This is a genomic window from Bacillus cereus (genome assembly GCF_015071065.1).
GTDB classification, from domain to species: Bacteria; Bacillota; Bacilli; order Bacillales; family Bacillaceae_G; genus Bacillus_A; species Bacillus_A cereus_BA.
Genome location: NZ_VOVA01000001.1, coordinates 794771 through 820573, shown reverse-complemented (window position 1 = coordinate 820573; position 25803 = coordinate 794771). Strand labels below are relative to the sequence as shown.

Genomic DNA, 25803 nt, shown 5'->3' with positions numbered 1-25803 from the left:
ATGAACACTCGGCAACTAGCGATGCAAAATATAAAGGGGAATTGGCGTAATTATAAAGTGTTTTTCTTAAGTAGTTGTTTTGCAATATTTGCTTCTTATGCATATATGTCTGTAATTGTACATCCGTATATGCAAGAGACGATGTGGTATCAAAACGTACGCTGGGGACTTATCATATGTAACGTTATAATTATTTCCTTTTTCGTCATATTTATTTTGTATTCTACTTCTATTTTCATAGAAGCACGTAAGAAAGAATTAGGATTATATATGTTAATGGGAGCGACGAAATCCAACGTAATAGGAGTGATTATGACCGAGCAAATATTGATTGGAATGTTTGCTAATATTTTCGGTATTGGGCTTGGCATGATCTTTTTGAAACTCTTTTTTATGGTATTTAGCATGTTGCTTCGCCTTCCGAAAGAACTCCCTGTCATATTTGATATGAGAGCGATTGGTGTAACGTTTGTTACATACATGATCGTCTTTATTGTCTTATCTTTTATAAGTGCTTTACGTATATGGAATATAAAAATCATTCGGTTATTAAAAGAATTTCGAACAGATAAACGAGAGAGGAAAACATCAAAGTGGCTTTGTTTATTCGGCTTTGCTTGTTTAGGAACGGGATATGCGCTAGCGCTACAAGTGACGATGCCAACGATAGCATTATACTTTTTCCCTGTGTCTATACTTATTTTTTTTGGAACGTATTTTTCTTTTACACATGGTGTTAGCCAATTGTTAGAAGTGATAAAACGAAATAAAAAGATTATGTATACATATCCGTATTTATTTATAGTGAATCAATTGTCACATCGAATGAAGGAAAATAGTCGCTTTTTCTTTCTGTTGTCTATGGCAACAACGTTTGTCGTTACGGCGACAGGTACGGTGTTCTTATATTTTTCTAGCATGCAAGATATGTGGCGTGGCGGAGGAGTACACTCATTTTCATACATAGAAAAAGGCACTTCTGCTCATGAAGTTTTCGAGAAAGACAAGGTTGAAAACTTATTACATCAATATGGATATGATGATTTTCAATATATGAGTTTTGTTGGAGTGTATGCATCCTTTCAGTCCAATAAGGGAGAAACAACAATAGTGCCGCTTATAAAGGAAAGTGAATACAATCAAGAGGCAAGAAAACAAAAGCAGAAAGCGTATCACCCAAAAAAAGGAACAGTTACACTTGTTTATTATAATAAACGCAATCATCCAAATGTATATAATCAAAAAGAGATTCAATTACAAGTAATGAATCAAACGTATCAATTCGCATTTAACGGTCAGAAAGAAGGGGTACAATTTAACTATCACCCTTCATACATTAATGGTCTGTTTTTCGTCATGAATGATGAAGATTTTGACAGTATAGCAAATAAGGTTCCAGATTCTGAAAAAATGATATATAGAGGTTATACATTACCAAATATCGAAAATACGAAGGAATTAAACGAAGATTTACGGAAACATATGAAACAAGATGCAAATGATGCATTTCGAAGTAATATGGAGTTATATGTGAATATGAAATCGTTCGGTGAGATTACTCTATTTGTCGGTTCGTTCATTAGCATATTATTCTTTCTTACGTCATGTAGTATCGTATATTTTAAATGGTTTCATAATATTGCATCGGATCGAAAGCAGTACGGGGCACTCTCCAAACTTGGAATGACGAAGGAAGAAGTTTGGAAGATTTCTCGTTGGCAATTGTGTATGCTATTTTTTGCGCCAATTATAGTAGGGAGTATGCATAGTGCAGTTGCGTTATATACGTTTCATAATACGGTCTTTATGGAAGGTTCATTAAGAAAAGTAGGCTTGTTCATTTTGTTTTACATTGCTGCATGTATCATCTATTTCTTCTTCGCTCAAAGAGAATATAGAAAACATATAGACTAGCGAATGCTAGTCTTTTTTAAATATTCGAAATTTACATAGAAGAATATAAAAAATTATGGTATAACAGTAAGAAAACGAAAAAGAAAAAGAGAGGGAAAAGACGATGATTCGAGTAGGGTATTTAGGACCAGAGGCAACATTTACAAATATGGCGGTGAGTCGTTTTTTTCCGGAAGCAGAGCATGTACCGTATCGAACGATTCCAGATTGTATTGATGCAGCTGCAAATGAAAATGTAGATTTCGCGGTCGTACCGTTAGAGAACGCCATAGAAGGTTCAGTTAATATAACGGTTGATTATCTCGTACATGAGCAGCCGCTTTCCATTGTAGGAGAAATTACAGTACCAATTCAGCAGCATTTACTCGTACACCCGCAGTACGAAGAAGTGTGGAAAGAAGTATACGCTGTACATTCTCATCCGCATGCCATTGCACAGTGTCATAAATTTTTAAATGAGGAATTAAAAGGCGTAACAGTTCGAGATATGACATCAACAAGCGCTGCTGCGCAATATGTGAAAGAACATTCTGAAGAAAAAGTTGCCGCCATTGCAAATGAAGCAGCGGCAGAAAAGTACGGATTAACAATTGTAAGGCGTGACATTCATACGCATAAAAACAACCATACGCGTTTCCTTGTTCTGCATAAGAAAAAGAAAGCAGTACTCCCAAACAACGGAGAAAATCGCGGAGAGAAAACGACGCTTATGATAACGTTACCTGCTGATTATGCAGGAGCGTTATATCAAGTGTTATCAGCCTTCGCATGGAGAAAATTAAACTTATCAAAAATCGAATCGCGTCCGATGAAAACAGGACTTGGAAATTACTTTTTCTTAATCGATGTCGACAAAGCGTACGATGATGTATTATTGCCAGGCGTAATGATGGAACTTGAAGCACTTGGCTTTTCTGTTACTGTTCTGGGGAGTTATTCTTCTTATTGGTTGTAAGAAGTGAGGGAGCTGTTAAACTTGCTTGAAACGAAACGTTGTTTATTAGACACAGTTCATGAATTAGATTACGAAAATATAAGAGAACTATATTTAAATGAAGAAGTGAGAAAATATCTTGGTGGACCGCGTGAAGAAGAGTCGATTAGAGATGTTTTGAATGATATGTTATCCCCGGAAGAAAACTGTTGGTATTGGATTGTTAAGGAGAAGAAAACAAAAACATTCATTGGAGTAGTATCGCTCGATCCAAATGATGTGAAGCAAGAGATTGAAGTATCCTATCAATTTTTGCCGATGTTTTGGAGAGTAGGCTATGCAGCGGAGGTAGTTCAAGAGGTAATCCGTTATGCTTTTCATGAATTACAACTATCAAAAGTAATTGCAGTAACACAAACGGCTAATATACCTTCGCGTAAACTTTTAGAAAGGTTACGTATGAAGTTAATTCAAACATATTATCGGTTTGGGGCAGAGCAAGCTGTCTATTCTATTGAAGCAAGAGATGAAATTTTGATAGATTAATAAAATCCCACCTGCAGAAGGTGGGATTCTTTATTTTAACTTCGCAAGACGATCCTCTAACTGACCACGCCAAATATCAGCCAGTTCAGGGACAGCAAGAATCTTCTCAATACCATTTCTATCTTTTCTATTATGAAAATAAATTTCGTTAGAGAACAAAACAGATACATTGTTTGATGGACGCTCTAGTAATGTGATTTTAGAATCTTTACGTACAGTACCTTCTTGAAGAACGCGGCATAGGTAACCAGTGTATCCAGTTGCTACAATGCGTGGTAATATGCCAGGAATATCAAGGCGTTTTGAAATTGTGCTACAAGGTACTCTCGCTTGTGTAACTTGAATAATTGCTTCACCTAATTGATATGTATCTCCGATGCAAACATCACGTTCTAACATATTTGTTACTGTAATGTTTTCGCCAAATGTGGAAACTGGAAGTGTTGTTTGGAATTCTTCTTCCCATAGTGCGTAATGTTCATATGGATAAACACAAACAGCGCGGTCAGGTCCACCGTGATGTTTTAAATCCGCTACATCATCACCAAGGAATCCATCCTTTGAGAGGAAAGCTTCCTCTGTAGGCTCTTTACATATACCAGTGATCATTTCTTTATCTTCGTTATATTTCATTTGTTTCGGTTTACCGGTGCTAAAGTGAACGAGTTCAATTCCCATGTTTAATCTCCTTTACAATTGATTACAATATTATATCATTAAAAAAGCACAGAGAATGATGAAAACCTCTGTGCTTTACATTAATAAACGAGAAATCCAGCGCGGTCTAGTGCATCACAAGCCGCATCTAATTTCTCCTTAGAATCTGCTTCGATTGTATGTAAGTGAATACCATCTGTTAGTTGCGAAAGATAGGAAGCATTTGTGTTTTCGATTTTTTGTAAATATTGCTCTACATCAAAGCGATTACTTACCATAATCGATGCTGTTAAGTCGCCGTATACAGGATGTTCAACTTTTACGTCTTTAATCGTAACGCCGTGGTCAACTAACATAGTAAGTTCTTGACGTACTTCTGCCGGTTTATGTTGGCATACGATTACGCGTTCAAAAGCTTGTTGCCTTGTTTGTGGTTTTAAATATAAATACCCTTGTGCAGTCGCAATAATTGGTTCATTTCGTGCTTTTAGTAAGGAAATGTCTTGAACGATAACTTGCCTACTTACGTTTGTCTTTTTAGATAGCTCATTCCCCGATAACGGATCATTTGCAGCAAGAAGCCACTCGAGGATGAGTTGTCGCCTTTCTTCGCCTAAAATCTTTTTTTGATCATTTTGTTTCATTATGATTTAACACCTCTATAAAATTGATTTCCAATTGTGTGTAGTGCATGAATAGTTGTATCAATTTGTTCTTTCGTTGTGTGATGTCCGAAAGAAAAGCGGACATATTGTTTTGCCTCTTCATACGTTTTTCCAATTGCAAGCATTGTTTTTGAAGGGTCTTGTTTACCGACTTGGCAAGCACTTCCAGTTGAAATGGCTATACCATGACGGTTACATTCTAACATTGTAAACTGACCTTCTATTCCTTTTATTGTAACCCCAATAATATGTGGTAAACAAGAAGTAGAATGTCCTTTCACTTCAATTTCTAGAGAAAGTGTTTGTAATTGCTCTAAAAAATAAGATCGTAATTGTTTAAAACGAAAGCTCTCTTCCTTTTGATTCTTTAATATATGCTCTGCGGCTGTTAAAAAAGCAGCGATTCCAGGAACGTTCACTGTACCAGGGCGAAAGCCTTTTTCATGAGAAGTTCCAGGGAATATTTGTTCCCAGCGAACTTGCGGGTTTATATAGCAAGCTCCAACTCCTTTTGGTCCGTATATTTTATGGGCTGAAACAGAGAGACTATCAATTTCCATCGCTGTAACGTCTATTGGAAGTTTACCAAACGTTTGAACACAATCCGAATGAAATAAAACATTATATTTTTTTAAAAGTGCTCCGATCTCTGCAATATTTTGAACGGTCCCGATTTCAGAGTTTCCATGCTGTATACTTGCTAGAACAGTATTTTCCGTAATAGCTGCTTCTAAATCTACTAAATGAATTATCCCGCTTTTATCAACGGGAATCTCAGTAATAGTATAGCCTTGCGATTGTAAGGAGTGAAAATAACTTCGAATCGATGCGTGTTCCATAGGTGTCGTAATAATGTGCTTCCCATTTCTAGCGTTTAGAAGGGATTGAATCGCAAGGTAGTTAGATTCTGAACCACCGCTTGTAAAGAATACACCTTGTTCCTTACCCCCAATCATTTCTGCAAATGTTTCTCTACAAACTTGTAATAAAGATGATGCGTTTCCGCCGATATCGTGTAAACTTTGTTCATTTCCGAAATATTTCTTTGCTGCTTCTACATATGTTTCTAAAGCTTCTTCGCTCATAGGTGTTGTCGCTGCATAATCTAGATATATCATCATGTAATTTCCTCTCTTCAGTAAGAGTGACATTTGTCCCGCGTTAACGGGCAGTAAGACTCCCGTCTCAAAATTTGGCGAATGCGAGGAAGTTAGGTGGCTGCCCGTAAAAGCCCGATTGGTGAGGGCTAATAATCAGTGGGGGATGGATAAAACCCCCACTGATTAAAGTTTCACTTTGTTTTCGTTTTTAGAATGGTAGTGAAAATAAGAATTGTAAAAAAACTCTTGTCATTATTTTAAAACTATGTAAATATAGATGTCAAGACAGTTGAAAAGTGTAAAGTAGGAGGCAACAATTATGCCAAGTGCAGATGTCTTGATTATTGGAAGCGGCGTTGCGGCGCTTCGTGTTGCGAAAGAGCTTTGTCACGACAAGAATGTGATAATTATCACAAAAAAAACAGGACGTAATAACAATACATATTTAGCTCAAGGAGGAATTGCAGCAGCTGTTGCTACATATGACGATCCGAGTGGGCATTTTGAAGATACATTAGTGGCAGGTTGCCATTATAACAACGGAGAAGCAGTTCGTTATTTAGTTGAAGAGGGGCCGAAAGAAATAAGTAAGCTTATTACAAATGGAATGAAATTTGATGGAGATGAAAAAGGGCTCCACCTTGGTAAAGAAGGGGCGCATCGAAAACGGCGTATTTTACATGCGGGAGGAGATGCAACTGGTAAAAATCTATTAGAGCATTTAATACAAGAAGTAGTTCCGAACGTTACTGTTGTTGAGCATGAAATGGTGCTCGATTTTATTATAGAAAATAATACATGCATAGGAGCTTTAACGCGAAATAGTGAAGGGAAGCTGAAGCGTTACTATGCTGATAATACGGTGTTAGCATCAGGAGGAATTGGTGGTTTGTACGCCTTTACATCGAATGATGAGACAATTACAGGCGATGGACTTGCGATGATATATCGAGCTGGGGGAGAACTTGTTGATTTAGAATTTGTACAATTTCATCCGACAATGTTATACGTGGACGGGCGATGTTGTGGTCTCGTTTCTGAAGCAGTCCGTGGTGAAGGAGCTGTCCTTATAAATGCAAAAGGACAGCGTTTTATGATGGATATACATCCCGGGAAAGATCTCGCACCGCGTGATGTAGTGGCAAGGGCTATTCATGAACAACTTCTTGCGGGTGAAAAAGTGTACTTAAACATCGAAACCATTCAAAACTTTGAACAACGTTTTCCGACCGTCTCATCATTATGTAAAAAGAATGGCGTTGATTTAAAAGGGAACCTTATTCCGGTCGTACCGGGTGCTCATTTTCATATGGGCGGCGTGAAGACGAATTGTGACGGAGAGACGTCCATTTCAAACTTATATGCGGTCGGTGAAGTGGCGTGTAATGGAGTTCATGGTGCGAATAGATTGGCGAGTAATTCATTATTAGAAGGTCTTGTGTTTGGAAGACGAATAGGAAAACACATTTTAGCTAAACCAGCAGAGGAAAGAAAAAATGTGCCGGAAGAGAGAGGGAAAAGTTTTATAGCTCTTAATGATTTACCGTTGAAAGAAGAAATACAAGAATACATGATGAAGCATGTTGGGATTGTGCGAACTGAGAAAAATTTATCATATGCTCAGAGATGGTTTAGTAGGTACGGTGTGCGAAATATGATATTACAATATGATGCACTTACAAATGAAGAGATAACGCTTATTAATATGTTAACAGTTTGTGAGCTTATAACAGTATCAGCTTTGCAAAGAGAAGACAGTATTGGTGGTCATTATCGCATTGATTATCCAGAAAGAAATAGCGTGAAAAAAGAGATTATCCGAGTGAGAAGAAAACTACAACTTGTTTAATAAGGGGAAGAGGGGTTTTATGAATACGTTAAAAGTTAAGGAAGCATTAAATCGATTTTTTCTAGAAGATATAGGAGAAAGAGATGTAACATCTCAGCTCATCTTTCCTGATAATGCACTTGCGAAAGGAACGTTTCTTGTAAAGGATACAGGGGTCTTTGCAGGATGCTTAGTAATTGAAGAAGGATTTAAATTAATTGATCAGAGAATTGAAGTTGAGCTTCATAAAAAAGATGGGGATCTTGTAGAAAAAGGCGAAATAATTGCAACCGTGCAAGGCCCAATCGCATCATTATTAACGGCAGAGCGCGTTATATTAAACGTTATCCAGCGTATGAGCGGGATAGCGACGATGACACGTAAGGCGGTTTTTGCTTTAGATAGCAGTCATACACGCATTTGTGATACGAGAAAAACGATGCCGGGACTACGTATGTTTGATAAATATGCGGTAGTATGCGGGGGCGGATTTAACCACAGATTCGGTTTATATGATGGTGTCATGATTAAAGACAATCATATTACTTTTGCTGGCTCGATTACAAAAGCTGTTACATCGGTGAAAGAAAGATTGGGACATATGGTGAAAGTAGAAGTCGAAACAGAGACAGAGGCGCAAGTGAGAGAAGCGATAGAGGCCGGCGCAGATGTTATTATGTTCGATAATCGTACGCCAGAAGAGATTCGTGAGTTTTCAAAAATTGTACCAAGTGTCATCGTTACGGAGGCTTCAGGTGGTATTACAATTGAAGATTTATCAAAATACGGAAAAACAGGAGTAGATTATATTTCACTTGGAGCGTTAACACATTCAGTGAAAGCACTTGATATTAGTTTTAATATTGAGGCCTAATGAGAGTGGTTTAGAGGGGGAGAATCATAAATGGGTATTTTAGAGAAAGTTCAGCCAATCGAAGTAATGTTACCAGAGCGCTATCAAACGATGTCTACATTAGAGATGGAAGAGCGTGTCCGTGAAATTAAAGAAAAAATGGGGGCATTACTATTTATTCCAGGACATCATTATCAAAAAGATGAAGTGGTGCAATTTTCAGATGCAGCAGGGGACTCACTTCAACTCGCGCAAGTTGCAGCGAGTAATAAAGAGGCAAAATATATTGTGTTTTGTGGTGTGCACTTTATGGCAGAAACGGCAGATATGTTAACGACAGATATGTTAACGACAGATGATCAAATTGTCATCTTACCAGATATGCGCGCAGGTTGTTCGATGGCGGATATGGCAGATATTGAACAAACAGAAAGAGCGTGGAAAGAGCTCACGAAATTATTTGGGGATACGATGATTCCGTTAACGTATGTAAATTCAACAGCTGCGATCAAAGCGTTTTGTGGTCGTAATGGAGGTGCAACAGTAACCTCTTCTAATGCAAAACAAATGGTGTCTTGGGCGTTTACACAAAAAGAGCGTCTCGTCTTTTTACCAGACCAACATTTAGGAAGAAATACAGCGCACGATTTAGGGATCTCGTTAGAAAAAATGGCAGTGTGGAACCCGCATACAGATTCGTTAGAGTACGATGGAGATATAGAAGAAATTCAAGTGATTTTATGGAAAGGCCATTGTTCTGTTCATCAAAATTTCACTGTGAAAAATATCGAAAATGTGCGAAAAAATCATCCGGATATGAATATTATTGTTCACCCTGAATGTTGTTATGAAGTTGTTGCCGCTTCCGATTATGCAGGATCAACGAAATATATTATTGATATGATTGAAGCTGCTCCAGCGGGAAGTAAGTGGGCGATTGGTACAGAGATGAATTTAGTGAACCGAATTATTCAGCACCATCCTGATAAAGAAATTATTTCGTTAAATCCGTTTATGTGTCCTTGTTTAACAATGAACCGAATTGATTTACCTCACCTGTTATGGGCACTGGAGAACATAGAAAGAGGAGAACAAATTAACGTTATTCGTGTAGAGAAACAAGTAACAGAAGAGGCAGTTCTTGCATTAAATCGTATGTTAGAGCGCGTTTAAAGCAGCGGGATTTCCGTTGCTTTTTTTCGTACATATAATCATAACAAGAATGAAATAGGCATACATTGTGTTGAGGAAATCATTGCGATTTTTTTATGCTTATTCCACTTCAAACCATATTGTATGAAGTGATAAAAGTAAAATGAAATTAAATTCTTTTAGAAAGTGTTACTTCGAAGTGTTTTTACTTATAGATAAGTTATACAGGAGGGGGAAAATTTGAAAATTCATATCGTGCAAAAAGGGGAGACCCTTTGGAAAATTGCAAAAAAGTACGGAGTGGATTTTGAGACGCTAAAAAAAACAAATACGCAGCTTAGCAATCCAGACCTAATTATGCCAGGGATGAAAATTAAAGTACCATCAAGCAGCGTTCACGTGAAACAACAGGTTGGAGCGGGCTCAGCGCCTCCGAAACAATATGTAAAAGAGGTGCAGCAAAAAGAGTTTGCATCAACACCAACTCCACTCGGAATAGAAGATGAAGAAGAAGTTACGTATCAATCGGCGCCTATTACACAGCAACCGGCTATGCAACAAACGCAAAAAGAAATGCAGGTAAAACCGCAAAAGGAAATGCAAGTGAAACCACAAAAAGAAGTACAGGTGAAGCCGCAAAAAGAAGTACAAAAAGAAAAACCGATTCAAAAAGAAAAGCCAGTTGAAAAGCCGCCTGTCATTCAAAAACCACCTGTTGTAGAGAAAGTAGAAAAGCCAAAACCGACTACGAAAGAAAATACTAAATTTTCCATTAATGTATTACCACAGCCACCGCAACCGCCAATTAAAGCGAAAAAAGAATATAAAATTTCAGATGTAATAAAAAAGGGAAGCGAGTTAATTGCTCCTCAAATTAATAAAATGAAACCTAACAACATCATTTCTCCGCAAACGAAAAAAGAAAATATAGGAAATATAGTGTCACCGCAAGTGAAAAAAGAAAATATAGGAAATATAGTGTCACCGCAAGTGAAGAAAGAAAATGTAGGGAATATAGTGTCACCGCAAGTGAAGAAAGAAAATGTAGGGAATATAGTGTCGCCGCAAGTGAAAAAAGAAAATGTAGGAAGCATAGTCTCACCGCAAGTGAAAAAAGAAAATGTAGGAAGCATAGTGTCGCCGCAAGTGAAGAAAGAGAATGTAGGGAATATAGTGTCGCCGCAAGTGAAGAAAGAGAATGTAGGAAACATAGTGTCGCCGCAAGTGAAGAAAGAAAATATAGGAAGCATAGTGTCGCCGCAAGTGAAGAAAGAGAATGTAGGTAACATAGTCTCACCAAACGTATCAAAAGAAAGTGCTATGATCCCACAAGTAATACCGCCAAATATTCAAGTGCCAAACATAATGCCAATGTTGGATAACAACCAACCACCAAACATAATGCCGATAACGGATAATAACCAAATGCCAAACATGATGCCGATAATGGATAATAACCAAATGCCAAATATGATGCCGATAGTGGATAACAGCCAAATGCCAAACATGATGCCGATAACGGATAATAACCAAATGCCAAACATGATGCCGATAATGGATAACAACCAAATACCAAATATGATGCCGATAATGGATAATAACCAAATGCCAAACATGATGCCGATAATGGATAATAACCAAATGCCAAATATGATGCCAATAATGGATAACAATCAACCGCCAAATATAATGCCAATAATGGATAACAACCAAATGCCAAATATAATGCCAATAATGGATAACAACCAAATGCCAAACATGATGCCGATAATGGATAACAATCAAATGCCAAACATGATGCCGATAATGGATAACAATCAAATGCCAAACATGATGCCGATAATGGATAATAACCAAATACCAAATATAATGCCGATAATGGATAATAACCAAATGCCGAACATGATGCCGATAATGGATAACAACCAAATGCCAAATATGATGCCGATAATGGATAACAATCAAATGCCAAATATGATGCCGATAATGGATAACAACCAAATGCCAAATATGATGCCGATAATGGATAACAACCAAATGCCAAATATGATGCCGATAATGGATAACAACCAAATGCCAAACATGATGCCGATAACGGATAATAACCAAATGCCAAATATGATGCCGGTAATGGATAATAATCAAATGCCGAACATGATGCCGAATCAACCGCCGAATATGATGCCTTATCAACAGCCAATGATGCCGCAACATCCGTATTATCAACAACAAAATCCATACAATCAAATGCCGTATCAACAAATGCCGCCACAATATACTTCTATGCCAAATCCAAATATGATGCCAATGGATAATAATATGCCACCACTCGTGCAAGGGGAAGAAGATTGTGGATGCGGGGGAGAGAGTAGGTTATATAGTCCGCAACCGGGTGGATCACAATACGCCAATCCTTTATATTATCAACCGACTCAGCCAGCATATGCACCGCAGCCAGGAACGATGTATTATCAGCCAGACCCACCAAATGTATTTGGAGAACCAGTTTCAGAAGAAGAGGAAGAAGAGGAAGTTTAAAAAAGGTGGGGTTATTCCCACCTTTTTTGTATTCGTGATAGTCAGGAATATGATGAATTTACATTAAGTGCTAGAAAATTCCTAGTGAAATATTAACAGTGTAAAAACTCTCTCGGTTACTCATCATAAGGGGGAGCTTTTCGAAAGAGAAGTTCATTCTAACAGAGGGGGTTTTTGTATTGAATACGAAAGTAAAAGTTATTGCTGCTTCTTTGTTAGTTACCAGTGCATTAGCTGCATGTGGTACACCAAAAGATAAAAGTGCGATGGATGGACGTAACTATAATTACGAGCGTACATCTTATAATGATACACACCGATATAATGATAATGTAACGCGTAACGATCGTTCTACAGATTATGTAACATATAGAAACGGTCGTAATGACGCAGGATCCAACTATTATCGTGATGTAAATTATAATGGGCAAATTGCTAATCCACACCCAACTCGTAATATTACAATGAACAATTCATACATTAACAATGATGGTAAAACTGCGGAGAAAATTACGAATCGTGTAAAACGTATGAATAACGTAGATCGCGTTTCTACAGTTGTATATGGAAATGATGTAGCGATTGCGGTAAAGCCACGTAATTCGGCGACAGATGAAACAGCAATGGCAAACGAAATTCGTCAAGCTGTTGCGAATGAAGTTGGAAATAGAAATGTTTATGTTTCTGTAAGAAATGACATGTTTACTCGTGTTGATGCAATGAATACGCGTCTACGTAACGGCACAGTTACAAACGATTTTAATCGTGACATAACAAATATGTTCCGAGACATTCGTTACGGTCTGACTGGTACAGTACGATAGCAAAAAAAGAGGAAGGGATAGCCCTTCCTCTTTATTCATCTTTATCTGCTAAACGACGTTTTTTAATGTAATAACTAACGGAATAAGATGCTAGAAAGCATACGAAGAGGATACTACCTGTAAGGATAGCTTCAAACAGCGGTCTCTCTGGACTGAAAATGATATAAATGATAGCCATAATAATTCCTACAATAAGAGAGCGTAAGACAAGTTTGTAATAAGGAGTTAACTTTATTTCCTTTTCACTTTCTTCTACATCAATAGAAACGCTTAACTGTAAATAAGCAAGTAAAATACTCGTAAGCATAAATAATAGCCATAATGGAGATTTCGTAATTTGATCCATTCCTTTAGTAAATCCGATATAGCCTAAAATTCCAATTACGCCAATGTATTGAAAAAGAAAGGCAATACGTATGTTTTTTAACGTTTGAAGAATGAGGCGTTCATCCTTTATTTTTTTCACAATATCCATCCCCTGTTTATTACGATTTCGCTGTTATATTAATTGTAACATATATATTACAATTATCAATTTATAATTTACAAATATTTCATTTGGATGAAAGAGTAAATAAAATATTTTTATGAACATGTTGCGCTTATCCTTTATTAATGTTATATTAGCAAAGCGATGAGCTAATTTACGTAAGTCGAGAGATATGCTTAAGTGCTAAACACGCGAATGTGGTCGCCTGGTCTTTCGCCGTAAACGCATCAAGACGCCTGCTTTGCAGGCGTCTTTCATTTTATATAAAAGTAAATGATACATGCAGATGAGGATTAATTCTTATCTGCATTTTTTATTTTCCTTAGAAATTTAATGCTATTGTTTATATGGATAAAACCCCCATTTCCGGAAAAGCTACAAATGAAAGTATGATTTTGCCTAGAAGAGGTGAACGGAAATGAAATGGATACTAATTGCAGTGCAAGCTTTCGTTATGATGTTTTGCTTAGCTTATGGATCCGATGTGAGGGCAGAAACAACAGAAAAAGAACCTCAAGTTACAATTTTATTAGAACGTATGTATGTTGATGGAGAAGTAAGTGAGGAAATATTTACAGAAAAAGTAGCGGATTTAGAAAAGTTTTTACAGCAATATAAAGAATGGCAACTCGTTGATCGTGATGATGTGCAAATTGTATTACAAAAGAAAGTTGATGATATTTCTCCTTTACTGAAAACGAGCGGTTATTTTGGTGTTTCAGAAGAAGGGATATTACAAATTTTCAAAGGTGTGCCAAAAAGTGATAATGCGATTCATTCCTTCTTTCAAATTGATATGAAAAAGCTTGAGAGTTATGAGCGTGCGAAATTGAAGCGTGGTATTCGTATCAAATCAAAAGAAGGTTTTGTGAAGACGATTGAAAAAATGAAGCAATACGCAGTGCAAAATAAGAAAAAAAGCAGCTCAGGGTGAGCTGCTTTTTTTCTTATTTGTTCTTAGCTAAAATCTCTTTTGCGATTTCATCAATTAGCATATCTTTTCCGATTGGATTGAATGCTTTCGTATTGAAGACCTCATTCGATACTTCATATACGTGATTGTTTTTTACTGCTTTATTATCTTTCCAAACGGCACTGTTTTTATAGTCTTCGTAAACTTTATCAGCTTCTCCGCCAAAGTTTACAATAAACATTTGATCGGGCTGGAATGCAACAAGACCTTCTAGTGATACTTGTGCCATCGTTTGTTTTAAATCTGTACCTTTTGTTGCTGGAAGCTTTAAATCGTTAAAGAGTATGTCACCATATCCGAAGCTACCGTATACACGGAAGTTTTGTGGTGTTACTGCAACGAACATAAAGTTCTCATCTTTTGTTTTTTCTTTAATTTTTTTAGATAAAGACTCAGCTTTTTTATCGTAGTCTGCAATCCATTTGTCAGCTTTCTTCTCTTCGTCAAATAGTTTACCTACTTCTTTAAACTTACCGTGCCAGTCTTCTAGATTTGTTTCTAGAACAACTGTCGGTGCAACTTTTTCTAGTTGATCATAAATTTTCAATTGACGATTGTTTAAAATAATTAAGTCTGGTTTTAAAGCAGTAACAGCCTCTAGGTCAACTTTAGGCGCCCAGTACCAGCCGACTGCTTTTACTCCGTCTAGCTTGTCTGTTAAGTGATTTTGGATTTTATCTTTATATGTGTTTGCTGTGCCAACAGGTTTATGTCCAAGGATTAATAATTCCTCTGTTGATCCTGATAAGTCAACAATTCTCTTTGGATTAACTGGAATTATTGCTTCCCCTTTAGCATGTTGTACAACTTTTGTTTTCGGTTGTTCTTTTGCTTTTGACTCTTCTTTTTGAGAAGAGCAGCCAACGATAGAAAGAACAACTAGCATGATAGTAAATAGAATAAATAGCCTTTGTTTCATCCTGATGTAACCCCTTTAATTAATATTGATAATCATTATCGACTTCTGTATAGTAATGTTCTTTTTGTATTTATGTCAATAGAAAAAAACGGAAATTGTAAACAGGGAACATTTGTTGGGGTAGTCTCGCTTTTCTATTGTTAAATATGTTAAAATGGAATACATGATTTGAGAGGGAGAGATCGTATTTTGTTTGAATATGTTACAGGTTACGTGGAGTATGTAGGACCGGAATATGTCGTAATTGATCATAATGGAATTGGTTATCAAATTTTCACACCAAATCCGTATGTATTTCAAAGAAGTAAGCAAGAAATTCGTGTCTATACATATCATTATGTGAGAGAAGATATTATGGCACTTTACGGATTTAAAACACGTGAAGAGCGTTCATTATTTACAAAATTGTTAGGTGTATCGGGCATTGGACCGAAAGGCGCTCTTGCAATTTTAGCTTCTGGTCAAACAGGACAGGTTGTTCAAGCGATTGAACATGAAGATGAGAAGTTTTTAGTGAAATTCCCAGGTGTCGGAAAGAAAACGGCACGCCAAATGATTTTAGACTTAAAAGGAAAACTAGCAGATGTTGTACCAGATGCGTTTGTTGATTTGTTCTCAGATACTGAAAGTTTTGATGCGAAGAAAGGTTCATCAGTTGAACTTGATGAAGCACTGGAAGCACTGCGTGCACTTGGTTATGCAGAACGAGAAGTCTCTCGCGTTGTACCAGAGCTATTAAAAGAATCACTAACGACGGATCAATATATTAAAAAGGCACTTAGTCTTTTACTAAATGGTAAGAGGTGAGTATAATGGACGAACGTCTCCTTTCAGGGGAATCTGGATACGAAGATGCGGATTTAGAGTATTCATTACGGCCACAGACGCTCCGTCAGTATATTGGCCAAGATAAAGCGAAACATAATTTAGAAGTGTTTATTGAAGCGGCGAAAATGCGTGAAGAAACGTTAGATCACGTACTTTTATATGGACCACCTGGACTTGGTAAAACGACGCTTGCGAATATTATTGCCAATGAAATGGGGGTTAACATTCGAACGACGTCAGGTCCCGCAATTGAAAGACCAGGAGATTTAGCGGCTGTATTAACAGCACTTCAGCCTGGGGATGTATTATTTATTGATGAAATTCATCGTTTGCATAGATCTATTGAAGAAGTGTTATACCCAGCGATGGAAGACTTTTGCCTTGATATCGTTATTGGGAAAGGGCCGTCAGCTCGATCTGTACGTCTAGACTTACCTCCATTTACACTAGTTGGAGCAACGACGCGTGCAGGTGCATTATCAGCACCACTTCGTGACCGCTTCGGTGTGCTTTCACGATTAGAGTATTATACAGTAGATCAGCTTTCTGCAATTGTCGAACGTACAGCAGAAGTGTTCGAAGTTGAAATTGATTCGTTAGCCGCACTAGAAATCGCAAGACGTGCCCGTGGTACACCTCGTATTGCGAATCGCCTATTACGACGTGTACGTGACTTCGCGCAAGTTCGTAGTGATGGAACGATTGCGATGGAAATTACACAAATGGCGTTAGAATTATTACAAGTAGATAAATTAGGACTTGATCATATCGATCATAAATTACTGCTCGGTATTATTGAAAAGTTTCGCGGTGGTCCAGTTGGATTAGAGACGGTTTCGGCAACAATTGGAGAAGAATCTCATACGATTGAAGACGTGTATGAGCCGTATTTATTACAAATTGGCTTTTTACAAAGAACGCCAAGAGGCCGGATCGTAACACCGCTCGCATATGAGCATTTCGGAATGGAGATGCCAAAAGTATGACGGATATGCCAAAGCTGCTTATTACAGCTGGTATTTTGCTCATTGTTGTTGGATTAGCTTGGAAGTTCATAGGAAGGCTTCCAGGCGATATTTTTGTGAAAAAAGGTAACGTTACCTTTTATTTTCCTATCATTACATGTATTGTGTTAAGTATTGCATTATCTTTTATTATGTATATAATAAATCGATTCAAATAAGAAATAGGTGGATACAGTTATGGATATTAATCTGTTTGATTTTCATTTACCAGAAGAGCTCATTGCACAAATTCCGCTTGAAGAGCGTGAAACATCAAGATTGATGATGTTAGACCGTGAAACAGGAGATATTGAGCATAAACATTTTACGGACATTCTTTCTTACTTACATGAGGGGGATTGCTTAGTTTTAAATGAAACGAAAGTTATGCCTGCTCGTTTGCACGGTGTGAAAGAAGATACAGGTGCACACATTGAAGTACTTCTTTTGAAACAAGAAGAAGGCGACAAGTGGGAAACGCTTGTAAAGCCAGCGAAGCGTGTAAAAGAAGGAACTGTCATCTCTTTTGGTGAAGGAAAGTTAAAAGCAACTTGCATTGGAACAGCAGATCAAGGTGGGCGTCAACTTGAGTTTTCATATGACGGCATCTTTTATGAAATTTTAGATGAACTTGGAGAAATGCCACTTCCTCCGTATATTAAAGAGACTCTAGAAGATCGCGATCGTTATCAAACGGTATATGCGAAGGAAATTGGTTCAGCAGCAGCGCCGACAGCAGGACTGCACTTTACAGAGGAGTTACTCGAGAAATTGAAGCAAAAAGGCGTCGGGTTAGCATTCATTACACTCCATGTAGGACTTGGAACATTTAGACCAGTTTCTGCAGATACGATTGAAGAGCATCATATGCACGCAGAGTATTACCATATGTCTGAAGAGACTGCTGCGTTATTAAACCGTGTGAAAGAGAATGGCGGACGTATTATTACTGTAGGTACGACATCAACTCGTACGTTAGAAACGATTGCGACAGATCATAGTGGTGAGCTTTGCGCAGCTTCTGGCTGGACAGATATTTTTATGTACCCAGGATATGAATTTAAAGCAATTGATGGTTTAATTACAAACTTCCATTTGCCGAAATCAACATTAATTATGCTTGTAAGTGCATTTTCAAATAGAGATAATGTACTTCATGCTTATAATGAAGCAGTAAAAGAAAAATATCGTTTCTTTAGCTTTGGTGATGCGATGTTCGTTGCATCTCACGCCAAAATGAGAAACAAATAAAAGGAGTAAATTATGACAGCAATTCGTTATGAATTTATTAAAACATGCAAACAAACGGGTGCCCGTTTAGGTCGTGTGCATACGCCGCACGGTTCATTTGATACACCAACATTTATGCCAGTCGGTACACTTGCGACAGTTAAAACAATGTCACCAGAAGAACTAAAAGCAATGGATTCTGGCATTATTTTAAGTAATACGTATCACTTATGGTTACGTCCAGGTCATGAAATTGTACGCGAAGCAGGCGGTTTGCATAAATTTATGAACTGGGATCGTGCAATTTTAACGGATTCTGGTGGTTTCCAAGTATTTAGCTTAAGTGACTTCCGCCGTATTGAAGAAGAAGGTGTTCATTTCCGTAACCACTTAAATGGAGATAAATTATTCTTATCACCAGAAAAAGCGATGGAAATTCAAAATGCATTAGGTTCAGATATCATGATGGCATTTGATGAGTGTCCACCGTTCCCAGCTACTTTTGAATACATGAAAAAATCTGTAGAGCGTACAAGCCGCTGGGCAGAGCGTTGTCTAAAGGCGCATGAACGCCCACAAGATCAAGGTTTATTCGGTATAGTACAGGGCGGAGAGTTTGAAGAACTTCGTCGTCAAAGTGCGAAAGATCTTGTTTCAATGGACTTCCCTGGCTATGCTATAGGTGGTCTATCTGTTGGTGAACCGAAGGATATTATGAATCGTGTTCTTGAGTTTACAACACCACTTCTTCCAGATGATAAACCACGTTACTTAATGGGAGTAGGTTCTCCTGACTCATTAATTGATGGTGCAATTCGCGGCGTTGATATGTTTGACTGTGTACTTCCAACTCGTATTGCTCGAAATGGTACATGTATGACAAGTGAAGGTCGTTTAGTTGTGAAAAATGCGAAATTCGCAAGAGACTTCGGTCCGCTTGATCCGAACTGTGATTGTTACACATGTAAAAATTATTCTCGTGCGTACATTCGTCACTTAATGAAATGTGATGAAACGTTCGGAATTCGTTTAACGTCTTATCACAACCTTCATTTTCTGTTAAACTTAATGGAGCAGGTGAGACAAGCTATTCGTGAAGACCGTCTTGGCGATTTCCGCGAAGAGTTCTTTGAACAGTATGGCTTTAATAAACCGAATGCTAAAAACTTCTAATACATAATTTAAAAGGAGGAAAAAAAGATGAATCCAGGTATGATGAATATCATTATGATCGTTGCGATGTTTGCGATTTTCTATTTCTTATTAATTCGCCCGCAACAAAAGCGTCAAAAAGCAGTTGCTCAAATGCAAAATGAAATCAAAAAAGGTGATGCTATCGTAACAATCGGTGGTTTACACGGTACAATCGAATCAGTGGATGAAACTTCAATCGTTGTTAAATCTGGTGGTTCACACTTAACTTTCGATCGCAATGCGATTCGTGAAGTTGTGAAAAACTAATGATGAAGGCCCTGCATGAAATGTGCAGGGCCTTTTTTTAATTATTTTGTTTTGACATATTTACACCGAAAATGCCTCCGAGTGTACTCGCACCCATTAATGCTAATTGGTAGAGTAACTGTGAGTTCGATAAAGTTTGAGAGAAGCCTAAATAGTTAACGAGAAAGACGAGAAGAGTGAATGTAAGTCCTGTAGTGAAACCTACTAGCCAACCTTTTCCTTGTGCCTTTTTACCAGCAATAAATCCAGACATAAGCATAGATAGGAGGGCTAGTATAAAAATAGTAATTACTAATGTACCTTCATTAATATTCGTAAATTTTAATAAAAGAGCCATGATCATACTTGTAATAGATGCGAGAATTAATAGGGTAATAATACCAAGGCCAATTGCGCCCGATAATTTTTTCGTTCCATCCATTATGCATTCCCCCTTTTTAATACAAGCATATTTTCATTTTGTTTAAGTTAGACTAGTTTCTTTTTTGTAGGGGAGCCTATAAGTAAAAAAAGGAGATGTAGAAATGGAATGGGTATCAATAATCGGACGAACAATGCTTTTGTACATAATCATTTTAATTATTTTTCGTCTTATGGGTAAACGTGAAATTGGGGAATTGAGTGTATTAGATTTGGTTGTATTCATTATGCTCGGTGAAATGGCTGTAGTGGCAATTGAAAATACAGATAAATCACTTTGGCATCAATTAGTTCCAATGACTTTTCTAATGTGTATACAAATCATTTTGTCGGTCATTTCTTTAAAGTTTCAGCGTTTTCGGCATTTAATAGAAGGGGAGCCTGCTATTCTTGTGAATGCAGGTAAAATTGATGAAAAAAAGATGCGGAAGCAGCGATATAGCATAGATGATTTAATGATGCAACTACGTGAGCAAGGAATCGGAGATGTGCGTGATGTAGAATACGCTATTTTAGAACCATCTGGAAAGTTATCTGTCTTTCAAAAACAAAAAAGTAAAAAGAGCAAAAATGATACACCAATTTTTACACTTCCGCTAATTATTGATGGAGAAATTCAATACAATCATTTGCAAATGATTGAGCATACAGATGAGTGGCTCGTTGAGAAACTGAATAACTTAGGTTATAAAGATGCGAACCAGATTTTATATTGTAGTTTTCAAAACGGACAATTTTTTGTTGACTTGAAAGGAAATTAGAGGCTTACCATTTTGAATGGCAAGCCTGCTTACTTGAAAAATGAAAGTTTACGAATGATTGGGAGACGACTTAATTCTTCTTTACGAATGAGTTTGAAAACGAAGAGGAGAACGATATAAACGATTGTTGTTAAGGTGATCTCCCATAATGTTTGTACGCCAAGTGAATGAGAAAAAACGATATGCTTATGAAGATAAAAACCGAAGGTACCAGCAATCCCGATAGCAATTCCGCCGAAAATATAGTCTTTTGCATAAATGGTAAATGTAATTTTCTTTAAAACAGTGGTGTAGTGAAGGAATGTTACCGTTACGATATTTGCTGCGATGGCGAGAGCAACCCCCATCATTTGGAACTCTGGGCGTGAAGCGAGTACAAAGATAACGATTAATTTTACAATAGCACCAATAAATGTGTTCATCATAGCAGCGCGTGCTAAGTTTAAAGCTTGCAACACAGATGTAAGGGGACTTTGGAAATAATGAAATAAAAAGCAAGGTGCAAGAAGCTGGATGAACGCGGCCGCGTTGTCTGAGCCGTACATGAGAGTTAAAACAGGAGAAGCAAATACATATAATATAACGACTGACCATCCGCCGGTTATTAAGGAAATTCGAAGTGCTTGTTGTAATCGGTGTTCCACTAATTTGTGTTGTCTCTTTGCCATTGCCTCGCTAATTGATGGGACGAGTGCTGTAGAAAGAGCGTATGTAATAAAGGCTGGCAGTGATAGAAGCGGGAACGCATAACCGTTTAACATACCGTATTGCTGAGTTGCGACAGAAGCAGCAACGCCGGCGACCGCTAAGCTTTGCATAACGACGATAGGTTCAAAGAAATAAGAAATGGAACCGATCAAACGGCTTCCTGTAGTTGGGAGTGCAATGTCCATAAGGGAATAAAATGTATTTTTGCTCTCCTTTACAGTAGTGAAAAATCCAGAGCGTATAGATAAATGTTTTTCGCGTTGGAATAAAGTAAGTAAAAATAATAAAGATGCAACTTCGCCAAGAACAGCTGATAGCATGGCACCGGCTGCAGCATATTCTACGCCGTAAGGTAAAAATAAACGAATACATAAAGCGATAATTGTAATACGGACCACTTGCTCTAGAACTTGGGCGTAAGCGCTCGGTTTCATATTTTGTTTCCCTTGGAAATAACCACGTAAAACAGAAGAAACCGCAATAACTGGAACGACAGGTAAAATAGCTATTAATGGATAATACGTTCTTTCATCTGTTAATAATGTTTTTGCTAAAATAGGTGTGAGTAGCATAATCCCAATTGTTAAAATGATACTAATAACGGATGTAACAGCTAGGGAGACAGTTAATATTTTTTTAACTCTTTGTTTATCGTTCACTGCTTCCGCTTCTGCTACAAATTTTGCGATTGCAACAGGAAGGCCAATTTGTGTTAATGTAATTGCTAAAATGAAGGTGGGGACAGCCATCATATAAAGGCCAACGCCTTCTTCTCCTAAAATACGTGCCATTACAATGCGGTTAATAAATCCAAGGATTTTTGTAATAAAACCGGCTATCATTAAAATAAATGCGCCTTTTAAAAAGCTTTGTCTCGTCATGGTCTTCTCCTACCTTCTCAAAATCAATGGAATGATTTACAATAATTTATATGCACGTATGAGACAAGAATGACAAGCATTTAAGAGAGTGAAGTATGAATGATACTCTTGAAAGTAGTTATTGCTGTCCATTAGAGCGGGATGAAAAGCGACTTTTCGTGCTGAAATAAGAAGGAGATGTTATATATGTTAGATAAAGAGGCTTTGGTAGAATCATACCGCGGACAGTTGCAAATCGTTTTAGAAAGTAAAGTAGAAGAGTTTCAACTGTTTGGTTATGACCGAGTGACAGATGATGATATTTGGAAGTTTCTCAAAGTGAAGAAATGGAAAAAGATAGACAGTGATGTTAGATTATATGAATTAGTAAATGATGTATTAAGAGTAAGTACTAATGAATATATGAATTATTTAACTGTCAAAGCGTATCAAGCGCCACTTTGGTCATTTGATGAATATGAAAATAAATAACCGACTGTAATTGGTTTGTTCTTCCTTTTGCAGTATAATGATAGGTATTGATAAAGAGGAGTTAATTATGTCAGAGATTCTATGTAAAGGAGGTAGCGAATAAGAAAAATAAATAAGAAAAGTGTAGGCTTTTGATTATATGACTTGAGTGTAATCTAAAGATTCACCTGCACGGCTAGTGATGAGCTAGTAAAAATACATGTATTTTACAGAAAGGAAGTCTACTAACTAGACATATACACACGTGTAGAGAATTGTCTATCATAAGTGAATCAACAGAGATTTATTTAAAGTGTTAGTAGCAGAAAGAGGGTACATATGGCAAAGCGTGGTACAAGAATTGCCGCCTTTTTCCTCATCGTTTTATTAATTGGTGGAGTAATTGGTGCGGCAGGAAAAGACATAGCAAAAGGAATTAGTCTAGGACTAGACCTTCGCGGTGGTTTTGAAATTCTGTATGAAGTAAAACCAGCCAAAAAAGGTGATAAAATCGATCGTGATGCACTTGTAAGTACAGTAGGTGCTCTTGAAAATCGCGTCAATGTTCTCGGTGTAAGTGAGCCGAACATTCAAATCGAAGGGGAAGATCGAATTCGTGTACAGCTTGCTGGTGTACAAGATCAGCAAAAGGCACGTGAAATGTTATCAACACAAGCGAAATTAACATTCCGTGATGTGGATGACAATCTTCTTATGGATGGAACGGATTTAAAAGGCGGCGGAGCGAAGCAAACATTTGACGAGCAAGGCCGTGCGAGCGTAGGTCTTACACTAAAAAGCGCTGAAAAATTCCGTGAAGTAACTGAAAAGATTTCAAAAATGCCACCACCAACGAATTTAATGGTAATTTGGCTTGATTTTGAAGAAGGAAAAGATTCGTATAAAGCAGAAGCTGCAAAACCGAATCCGAAGTTTTTATCAGCAGCAACAGTAAGCCAAGTATTTAACCAAGCTGAAGTATCTATCGTAGGTGGAAACTTCACAGTTGAAAGTGCGAAAGAACTTTCATCTTTATTAAATGCAGGTGCACTTCCTGTTGATTTAAAAGAAATGTATTCAACATCTGTTGGAGCGAAATTTGGTCAACAAGCATTAGAGCAAACGATTTTCGCTAGTGCGATCGGTATTGCTATTATCTTCTTATTCATGCTTGTATTCTACCGTCTACCAGGACTTGTAGCGGTTATTATGTTAGGGTTATACATTTTCGTTACATTACTTGTCTTTAAGGGGATGCATGCAGTTCTTACGTTACCAGGTATTGCGGCATTAGTGCTCGGGGTTGGTATCGCAGTTGATGCGAATATTATTACGTACGAGAGATTGAAGGAAGAGCTCAGAATTGGTAAGTCCATGATGTCAGCATTTCGTGCTGGTAACCATCGTTCATTATCAACAATTTTAGATGCGAACATTACAACAATTGCAGCAGCGGGTGTTTTATTCGCTTACGGTAATAGCTCTGTAAAAGGTTTCGCAACAAGTTTAATCGTAAGTATTTTAGTTGGTTTCGTTACGAACGTATTCGGTACTCGTTTCCTACTTGGATTACTTGTAAAGAGCCGCTACTTCGATAAGAAACTATCTTATTTTGGTGTGAAACAGAAGGAAATTATTCCGTTATCAAAAGGTTTAGAACATGCGCCAACGAGATTTGATCGTATTAACTTTGTAAATATCGGTCATAAATTCTTCTTATTCTCAATTGTAGTCGTAATTGCTGGGGCAATTATATTACCGATTTTCAAAATGAACCTTGGAATTGACTTTGCAAGTGGTACACGTATTGACTTGCAATCAAAACAAGCACTTACTGTGTCAGATGTTCATAAAGATTTGAAAGAATTGAAAATTGATGTGAAAGAAGAAGATATTGTACCGACTGGTGATGACAATAAAGGATTTGCAGTTCGCACGTTAGGTGTTTTATCGAAAGATGAAATTGCAAAAGCAAAAACATTCTTCCATGATAAATACGGTACAGAGCCGAATGTAAGTACAGTTTCACCGACAATCGGTAAAGAGATTGCACGAAATGCATTTATTGCGGTTCTGATAGCTTCATTGGTTATCATCTTATACGTAAGTATTCGTTTCCGCTTTACATATGCATTATCTGCGGTAATCGCATTGTTACATGATGCGTTCGTTATGATTGTTGTGTTTAGTATTTTCCAATTGGAAGTAGACTTAACGTTTATTGCGGCGATATTAACAATCATCGGTTATTCCATCAATGACTCGATTGTTACATTCGATAGAAACCGTGAGTTATACAAACAGAAAAAACGGGTTCGTGATATAAAAGATTTAGAAGAAATCGTAAACTCAAGTATTCGCCAAACAATTGGTCGTTCAATTAATACTGTTTTAACAGTGTTGTTCCCAGTAATTGCACTACTTATTTTCGGTAGTGAGTCACTGCGTAACTTCTCACTTGCATTATTAATTGGATTAGTTGTAGGTACGTACTCTTCTATTTTCGTTGCTTCTCAAATTTGGTTAATGCTTGAAAACCGTCGTTTGAAAAAGGGCAAAGGAAATAAAAAAGTAGAAAAAGAAGTATCTGAACCGCAAGTATAACAAGTAAAACGAAACATATAAAAAGATGATGTCTCTTTATGAGGCATCTCTTTTTTCGTTTGT

General features: G+C 37.3%; 24 protein-coding genes and 1 pseudogene. 18 read left to right on the top strand and 7 right to left on the bottom strand.

Going from position 1 to position 25803, the window contains the following annotated elements; translation table 11 throughout:
• From FT637_RS04310 to FT637_RS04300, 3 genes are all read left to right on the top strand, one after another.
• Positions 1–1914 (top strand): ABC transporter permease, encoded by a 1914-nt coding sequence (locus FT637_RS04310; RefSeq protein ID WP_193645254.1) that lies wholly within the window; start codon positions 1–3, stop codon positions 1912–1914.
• A gap of 103 nt (positions 1915–2017) precedes the next feature.
• Positions 2018–2869 carry a prephenate dehydratase gene (pheA, locus tag FT637_RS04305; protein WP_193645253.1) on the top strand — a complete coding sequence of 284 codons (852 nt, stop codon included), beginning with the start codon at positions 2018–2020 and terminating at the stop codon, positions 2867–2869.
• 21 nt (positions 2870–2890) lie between these two features.
• Positions 2891–3394 carry a GNAT family N-acetyltransferase gene (locus FT637_RS04300; protein WP_193645252.1) on the top strand — a complete coding sequence of 168 codons (504 nt, stop codon included), beginning with the start codon at positions 2891–2893 and terminating at the stop codon, positions 3392–3394.
• Positions 3395–3424: 30 nt separating this feature from the next.
• Here the strand turns inward: FT637_RS04300 and FT637_RS04295 are convergent, their stop codons facing one another.
• The 3 genes from FT637_RS04295 to FT637_RS04285 form a co-directional block, all read right to left on the bottom strand.
• Positions 3425–4072, bottom strand: a complete 648-nt coding sequence (locus tag FT637_RS04295; RefSeq protein ID WP_193645251.1) for an MOSC domain-containing protein — start codon at positions 4070–4072, stop codon at positions 3425–3427.
• 80 nt (positions 4073–4152) lie between these two features.
• The gene (locus FT637_RS04290) at positions 4153–4695 is read right to left on the bottom strand and encodes a transcription repressor NadR (RefSeq protein ID WP_193645250.1); all 543 of its coding nucleotides are present in this window, start codon (positions 4693–4695) and stop codon (positions 4153–4155) included.
• Positions 4695–5837, bottom strand: a complete 1143-nt coding sequence (locus FT637_RS04285) for an IscS subfamily cysteine desulfurase (protein ID WP_193645249.1) — start codon at positions 5835–5837, stop codon at positions 4695–4697. Before FT637_RS04285 ends, FT637_RS04290 begins: the two co-directional genes overlap by 1 nt.
• Positions 5838–6135: 298 nt before the next feature.
• Between FT637_RS04285 and nadB the strand changes: the two genes are divergently transcribed.
• The 5 genes and pseudogenes from nadB to FT637_RS04260 all read left to right on the top strand — a co-directional run bounded on the left by nadB (position 6136) and on the right by FT637_RS04260 (position 13011).
• Entirely contained in the window at positions 6136–7665 is a 1530-nt protein-coding gene (gene nadB, locus FT637_RS04280; RefSeq protein ID WP_193645248.1) for an L-aspartate oxidase, read from the top strand.
• A 19-nt stretch (positions 7666–7684) separates the two neighbouring features.
• A complete protein-coding gene (gene nadC, locus FT637_RS04275; protein ID WP_193645247.1) occupies positions 7685–8518 on the top strand; it encodes a carboxylating nicotinate-nucleotide diphosphorylase in 834 nt (277 codons plus the stop codon).
• Between the two features lie 30 nt (positions 8519–8548).
• A complete protein-coding gene (nadA, locus tag FT637_RS04270; protein ID WP_193645246.1) occupies positions 8549–9670 on the top strand; it encodes a quinolinate synthase NadA in 1122 nt (373 codons plus the stop codon).
• A 219-nt stretch (positions 9671–9889) separates the two neighbouring features.
• A pseudogene (gene safA, locus FT637_RS30550) lies at positions 9890–10046 on the top strand (SafA/ExsA family spore coat assembly protein); the annotation flags it as partial.
• Between the two features lie 2320 nt (positions 10047–12366).
• Complete coding sequence (locus FT637_RS04260) at positions 12367–13011, top strand: YhcN/YlaJ family sporulation lipoprotein (RefSeq protein ID WP_193645244.1); 645 nt, start codon at positions 12367–12369, stop codon at positions 13009–13011.
• A 31-nt stretch (positions 13012–13042) separates the two neighbouring features.
• Here the strand turns inward: FT637_RS04260 and FT637_RS04255 are convergent, their stop codons facing one another.
• Positions 13043–13486, bottom strand: a complete 444-nt coding sequence (locus FT637_RS04255) for a branched-chain amino acid ABC transporter substrate-binding protein (RefSeq protein ID WP_193645243.1) — start codon at positions 13484–13486, stop codon at positions 13043–13045.
• A gap of 433 nt (positions 13487–13919) precedes the next feature.
• Between FT637_RS04255 and FT637_RS04250 the strand changes: the two genes are divergently transcribed.
• Positions 13920–14435 (top strand): BofC C-terminal domain-containing protein, encoded by a 516-nt coding sequence (locus FT637_RS04250; RefSeq protein ID WP_193645242.1) that lies wholly within the window; start codon positions 13920–13922, stop codon positions 14433–14435.
• Positions 14436–14448: 13 nt separating this feature from the next.
• On the opposite strand, the gene FT637_RS04245 is transcribed toward FT637_RS04250, so the two are convergent.
• The gene (locus FT637_RS04245) at positions 14449–15393 is read right to left on the bottom strand and encodes an iron-hydroxamate ABC transporter substrate-binding protein (RefSeq protein WP_193645241.1); all 945 of its coding nucleotides are present in this window, start codon (positions 15391–15393) and stop codon (positions 14449–14451) included.
• Between the two features lie 189 nt (positions 15394–15582).
• On the opposite strand from FT637_RS04245, the gene ruvA reads away from it, so the two are divergent.
• From ruvA to yajC, 6 genes are read left to right on the top strand one after another with little or no spacing between them, the layout of a single operon-like run.
• Positions 15583–16200, top strand: coding sequence for a Holliday junction DNA helicase RuvA (ruvA, locus tag FT637_RS04240; RefSeq protein ID WP_193645240.1), 618 nt, complete (start codon positions 15583–15585; stop codon positions 16198–16200).
• Positions 16201–16205: 5 nt separating this feature from the next.
• Entirely contained in the window at positions 16206–17207 is a 1002-nt protein-coding gene (gene ruvB, locus FT637_RS04235) for a Holliday junction branch migration DNA helicase RuvB (protein ID WP_000344470.1), read from the top strand.
• Entirely contained in the window at positions 17204–17404 is a 201-nt protein-coding gene (locus FT637_RS04230) for a DUF2905 domain-containing protein (RefSeq protein WP_002145613.1), read from the top strand. Before ruvB ends, FT637_RS04230 begins: the two co-directional genes overlap by 4 nt.
• A gap of 19 nt (positions 17405–17423) precedes the next feature.
• The gene (gene queA, locus FT637_RS04225) at positions 17424–18476 is read left to right on the top strand and encodes a tRNA preQ1(34) S-adenosylmethionine ribosyltransferase-isomerase QueA (RefSeq protein WP_193645239.1); all 1053 of its coding nucleotides are present in this window, start codon (positions 17424–17426) and stop codon (positions 18474–18476) included.
• A 12-nt stretch (positions 18477–18488) separates the two neighbouring features.
• Positions 18489–19628: a tRNA guanosine(34) transglycosylase Tgt gene (tgt, locus tag FT637_RS04220; RefSeq protein ID WP_000125368.1), complete on the top strand. Its 1140-nt coding sequence runs from the start codon at positions 18489–18491 to the stop codon at positions 19626–19628.
• A gap of 27 nt (positions 19629–19655) precedes the next feature.
• Positions 19656–19916, top strand: a complete 261-nt coding sequence (gene yajC / locus FT637_RS04215; protein ID WP_193645238.1) for a preprotein translocase subunit YajC — start codon at positions 19656–19658, stop codon at positions 19914–19916.
• A gap of 37 nt (positions 19917–19953) precedes the next feature.
• Here the strand turns inward: yajC and FT637_RS04210 are convergent, their stop codons facing one another.
• Positions 19954–20337: a TIGR04086 family membrane protein gene (locus tag FT637_RS04210; protein WP_193645237.1), complete on the bottom strand. Its 384-nt coding sequence runs from the start codon at positions 20335–20337 to the stop codon at positions 19954–19956.
• Between the two features lie 103 nt (positions 20338–20440).
• Between FT637_RS04210 and FT637_RS04205 the strand changes: the two genes are divergently transcribed.
• Positions 20441–21097: a DUF421 domain-containing protein gene (locus FT637_RS04205; protein ID WP_193645236.1), complete on the top strand. Its 657-nt coding sequence runs from the start codon at positions 20441–20443 to the stop codon at positions 21095–21097.
• A gap of 29 nt (positions 21098–21126) precedes the next feature.
• Here the strand turns inward: FT637_RS04205 and spoVB are convergent, their stop codons facing one another.
• Positions 21127–22686: a stage V sporulation protein B gene (spoVB, locus tag FT637_RS04200; RefSeq protein WP_193645235.1), complete on the bottom strand. Its 1560-nt coding sequence runs from the start codon at positions 22684–22686 to the stop codon at positions 21127–21129.
• Between the two features lie 186 nt (positions 22687–22872).
• Between spoVB and FT637_RS04195 the strand changes: the two genes are divergently transcribed.
• Positions 22873–23157, top strand: coding sequence for a post-transcriptional regulator (locus tag FT637_RS04195; protein ID WP_193645520.1), 285 nt, complete (start codon positions 22873–22875; stop codon positions 23155–23157).
• Positions 23158–23475: 318 nt separating this feature from the next.
• The gene (gene secDF / locus FT637_RS04190; protein WP_193645234.1) at positions 23476–25740 is read left to right on the top strand and encodes a protein translocase subunit SecDF; all 2265 of its coding nucleotides are present in this window, start codon (positions 23476–23478) and stop codon (positions 25738–25740) included.
• The last annotated feature ends 63 nt before the right edge of the window (positions 25741–25803 follow it).

Excerpts from the sequence above, each read along its gene's own strand:
- yajC (WP_193645238.1), top strand. The coding sequence starts at position 19,656 with ATGAATCCAGGTATGATGAATATCATTATGATCGTTGCGATGTTTGCG.
- nadB (WP_193645248.1), top strand. The coding sequence starts at position 6,136 with ATGCCAAGTGCAGATGTCTTGATTATTGGAAGCGGCGTTGCGGCGCTT.
- nadA (WP_193645246.1), top strand. The coding sequence starts at position 8,549 with ATGGGTATTTTAGAGAAAGTTCAGCCAATCGAAGTAATGTTACCAGAG.
- queA (WP_193645239.1), top strand. The coding sequence starts at position 17,424 with ATGGATATTAATCTGTTTGATTTTCATTTACCAGAAGAGCTCATTGCA.
- FT637_RS04290 (WP_193645250.1), bottom strand. The coding sequence starts at position 4,695 with ATGAAACAAAATGATCAAAAAAAGATTTTAGGCGAAGAAAGGCGACAA.
- FT637_RS04285 (WP_193645249.1), bottom strand. The coding sequence starts at position 5,837 with ATGATGATATATCTAGATTATGCAGCGACAACACCTATGAGCGAAGAA.
- FT637_RS04210 (WP_193645237.1), bottom strand. The coding sequence starts at position 20,337 with ATGGATGGAACGAAAAAATTATCGGGCGCAATTGGCCTTGGTATTATT.
- secDF (WP_193645234.1), top strand. The coding sequence starts at position 23,476 with ATGGCAAAGCGTGGTACAAGAATTGCCGCCTTTTTCCTCATCGTTTTA.
- pheA (WP_193645253.1), top strand. The coding sequence starts at position 2,018 with ATGATTCGAGTAGGGTATTTAGGACCAGAGGCAACATTTACAAATATG.
- nadC (WP_193645247.1), top strand. The coding sequence starts at position 7,685 with ATGAATACGTTAAAAGTTAAGGAAGCATTAAATCGATTTTTTCTAGAA.
- FT637_RS04195 (WP_193645520.1), top strand. The coding sequence starts at position 22,873 with ATGTTAGATAAAGAGGCTTTGGTAGAATCATACCGCGGACAGTTGCAA.
- tgt (WP_000125368.1), top strand. The coding sequence starts at position 18,489 with ATGACAGCAATTCGTTATGAATTTATTAAAACATGCAAACAAACGGGT.
- FT637_RS04255 (WP_193645243.1), bottom strand. The coding sequence starts at position 13,486 with ATGGATATTGTGAAAAAAATAAAGGATGAACGCCTCATTCTTCAAACG.
- FT637_RS04310 (WP_193645254.1), top strand. The coding sequence starts at position 1 with ATGAACACTCGGCAACTAGCGATGCAAAATATAAAGGGGAATTGGCGT.
- FT637_RS04250 (WP_193645242.1), top strand. The coding sequence starts at position 13,920 with ATGAAATGGATACTAATTGCAGTGCAAGCTTTCGTTATGATGTTTTGC.
- spoVB (WP_193645235.1), bottom strand. The coding sequence starts at position 22,686 with ATGACGAGACAAAGCTTTTTAAAAGGCGCATTTATTTTAATGATAGCC.
- FT637_RS04295 (WP_193645251.1), bottom strand. The coding sequence starts at position 4,072 with ATGGGAATTGAACTCGTTCACTTTAGCACCGGTAAACCGAAACAAATG.
- FT637_RS04205 (WP_193645236.1), top strand. The coding sequence starts at position 20,441 with ATGGAATGGGTATCAATAATCGGACGAACAATGCTTTTGTACATAATC.
- ruvB (WP_000344470.1), top strand. The coding sequence starts at position 16,206 with ATGGACGAACGTCTCCTTTCAGGGGAATCTGGATACGAAGATGCGGAT.
- FT637_RS04230 (WP_002145613.1), top strand. The coding sequence starts at position 17,204 with ATGACGGATATGCCAAAGCTGCTTATTACAGCTGGTATTTTGCTCATT.
- FT637_RS04245 (WP_193645241.1), bottom strand. The coding sequence starts at position 15,393 with ATGAAACAAAGGCTATTTATTCTATTTACTATCATGCTAGTTGTTCTT.